This is a genomic window from Agrobacterium sp. NPDC089420 (assembly GCF_044900305.1).
Lineage (GTDB): Bacteria > Pseudomonadota > Alphaproteobacteria > Rhizobiales > Rhizobiaceae > Agrobacterium.
In genome coordinates this window covers 1-2865 of the sequence record NZ_JBJDMY010000056.1, presented here as the reverse complement: position 1 = coordinate 2865, position 2865 = coordinate 1, and the positions used below count along the sequence as shown (strand labels likewise).

At 53.3% G+C, this 2865-nt stretch carries 1 protein-coding gene and 4 pseudogenes; 2 read left to right on the top strand and 3 right to left on the bottom strand.

All coding sequences use genetic code 11. The features are described 5' to 3' along the window. Nucleotides 1-96: 96 nt before the first annotated feature. A pseudogene (locus ACI2KA_RS26860) lies at nucleotides 97-477 on the top strand (integrase core domain-containing protein); the annotation flags it as partial. A gap of 20 nt (nucleotides 478-497) precedes the next feature. On the opposite strand, the pseudogene ACI2KA_RS26855 reads toward ACI2KA_RS26860, so the two are convergent. After that, nucleotides 498-626 (bottom strand): annotated as a pseudogene (locus tag ACI2KA_RS26855) (transposase); the annotation flags it as partial. 141 nt (nucleotides 627-767) lie between these two features. On the opposite strand from ACI2KA_RS26855, the pseudogene ACI2KA_RS26850 reads away from it, so the two are divergent. Further along, a pseudogene (locus tag ACI2KA_RS26850) lies at nucleotides 768-1140 on the top strand (transposase); the annotation flags it as partial. A gap of 131 nt (nucleotides 1141-1271) precedes the next feature. Here ACI2KA_RS26850 and ACI2KA_RS26845 read toward each other — a convergent pair. Together ACI2KA_RS26845 and ACI2KA_RS26840 are read right to left on the bottom strand one after the other, a co-directional pair. Then, nucleotides 1272-2186: a helix-turn-helix domain-containing protein gene (locus tag ACI2KA_RS26845; RefSeq protein ID WP_404505473.1), complete on the bottom strand. Its 915-nt coding sequence runs from the start codon at nucleotides 2184-2186 to the stop codon at nucleotides 1272-1274. A 354-nt stretch (nucleotides 2187-2540) separates the two neighbouring features. After that, nucleotides 2541-2865 (bottom strand): annotated as a pseudogene (locus tag ACI2KA_RS26840) (hypothetical protein); the annotation flags it as partial.

Below are 2865 nucleotides of genomic sequence, written 5' to 3'. Positions count from 1 at the left end.
TGAGACCTGATGCCCGGCTATGACCACCTGCTTCGCCTGATTGGGGCTACGCAGGTGATCAAAGCCTCATTCAGCGCAAAGTTCCGAAGGTGTTACGGGACCGAACTCACCTCGAATGCCATCCTCGCATGGTCGAAGGATCATAAGATCGAATGGCACTACATCGCGCCGGGAAGACCGATGCAGAATGGCTATGTCGAGAGTTTCAACGGCCGCATGCGCGACGAGCTGCTCAACGAGAGTCTGTTCTTCGGCCTCGATCATGCCCGCAGCGCCATCGCTGAATGGGCGGACGATTACAACCATTTCCGGCCGCACTCGTCGCTCGGATACCAGACCCCGGCAGCGTATGCCGGGACCATCGCCGCAACCGGCTCCAACGCTGCGCAATTTGAAAGCTACGCGTTTCCGCCGGTTGCTCCCACCGCGCCATCTGGCGTATCAAAAACCGCCGAGGCTCTAATCGCCGCCGGATGAAAGTTCAGTGGCAGGTCATTCTTGCGCCAATTAAAATAGGTCGCCTGGCTAATTCCAGCTTTCCGGCAAATCTCAGCCACCGGCACGCCATCATCACCCTGCTTGAGAATGAACGCCTTCTGCGCGTCCGAAAAATTCGATGCTTTCATTGCTTCCGCTCCTGTTCCCAGCCGGGAATCTAGCGCGAAAAACTCCAATCAAAAACGATCCAGTTTTTGGGGATCAGAGCACAGATCAGAGCAAGATTTGAACAGCCAGGATAAGTGGAATTCTGCCTGACTTCGGCTTAGATGCCGGGAACAGGAGATACCATGACGAGACGACCGCGCCGGAACCACAGCCCGGCTTTCAAGGCAAAAGTGGCGCTCGCCGCCATCCGAGGCGAGCAGACGCTGGTGGAATTGTCCCAGCAGTTGGACGTGCATGCCAACCAGATCAAACAGTGGAAAGACCAGCTCCTTGAGGGGGGCGACAGGCGTTTTCGACGATGAAGGGAAGACGAAACCGGCGGGTCCAACCGTCGATGACAAAACGCTGCACGCCAAGATCGACGAGCCGACATTGGAGAACGATTTTTTTTGCCGGAGCGCTCGGCAAGGCGGAATTGCCGGGCGGAAAGAAATGATCGACCGCTCCCACAAACTTTCGGTCGCACGTCAGGCAACAGCAGCACAACAGGCCTGATACATAACCGTGCCCGATCACACATTCAAAACCGCTCGAAGAACTGCTTGCATGAACGGGCAATCTATACATGATCCGGTTCAGTTTAAACATGTAAAAACCTCAGAATCCTAGCGCGAACGTATTGCATGTGCGTGCTCACGCGGTGTAATTCCGAGACGCGCTCGAAATGCGCGATTGAAATTTGAAACGTCTCTGAAACCGGACGCAAATGCGATATCCGCTATGCACACATCTCGCCCGCTTCGAATTGTCAGCTTTAGGATATCACAGGCTAGTTTCAATCGTTGCTCGCGAAGGATACTAACAAAGCTGGCATCATGCGCTCGAAAATCTCGCTCAAGCTGTCTGGTTGAAATGCCAACGCGACCAGCAAGCCAGCCCAGTGAAAGTTTGGGTTGAGTGACGAAAGTCTCCATTTCCCGAATTGCGAATTCAAAACGAGAACGCTGCCCCATGGCGGTATAGCCATAGTTTTTAGTATTAGTCGGACAAGCAAAGGCTGCTCGTGCCAAATCGAGCAGATAGTCGGGGTCCTTGGACCTATTCGTCTTATCCCGCATCAGTGCCGAAACGTATGCGTGGAGCCTTTGAGCCAATGGATTACCCTCATGAACCGGCTTTCCAGCGCGCATGTGCCCGCTTGCTTCGGCGAGTGCTACAGCACGGGGAATATGGAGTGACACACAATGCGAACGATTTCCGTCAAACTGAAGCCGCGAAGTCTGCGTCGAGTCTAGAAGGTAGAGGCCACCCGGAGAGATAATGTCGTACCGGTCCTGGTGTTCAATTTTGGTAACGCCAGAGATTTGAACAAGCAGAAAAAGATGTTCGTCGTCGTCTAAGCGGATACCATTCCGTGTCCGATCTATACTGCGGATGTCGCATGAAAAATTCGCAACATCCAACCCGCACAGACGCAGGGGCCAAAAGTGCCCATCAACCGTACGCTGTGCTCCATGCTGAACAGCATAGAAATGGCCACACGTCTTCCTCAACGCATCCTCCCATGCATCGAAAAGCATGATCCCTCCCGTGAGCTACTCCCGTCGTATTAAGTTCCCTAGAAACCAGACTACAAGTCATTTCATTGTTACGAAAGAGCGTCAATCCGATGAATTTTGGCGTATTTGGCGGAAAAGTCCAAATCAGATCAACTCCTCCTCTGTTCGCAATTTCCACATTTGCAGAAATGGAGGAACTAAGTTCATGACGGAGTACAGGCTATTGATCGATGGCGATTTGATGGAAGGTGCAGACAATGCCGGTCATATCCTTTTGGATGTCGAGGACGACATATGCCGTCATCATCTTCGCCATAATCGTCCCCTCTAACGTAAGCGCTGTCCTGCGGCCACAGCCGGTGGAAGCTGCTGCTGCTATTTTGTGAGCTGGTGGGCAGCCAGGCGCTCTGCTTCTGTCAACGCGGCAGTTTTGGTTTTGAAGGGGCCGACATCGTTTTCTTCCGTGTCAGGTAACCACTTTGGAAGGAACCACCAGCCTCCAGGACGATAACTGGAACTGCTTCTCACGGAGCCGACATTCGCGGCGAAGAACCAGCCGGAGTCGATTCCATCCCGCTCCCATGAGATGCTCTGCTCTGTCACGGTGAACCGCACCGGGTTTGCCGGAGACCCCAACTCGTGAGAAGTAGGGTCTATGACAAGCAAAACGACGAACAAGTTTTCTCCTGAAGTTCGTGCC

Excerpts from the sequence above, each read along its gene's own strand:
- ACI2KA_RS26845 (WP_404505473.1), bottom strand. The coding sequence starts at position 2,186 with ATGCTTTTCGATGCATGGGAGGATGCGTTGAGGAAGACGTGTGGCCAT.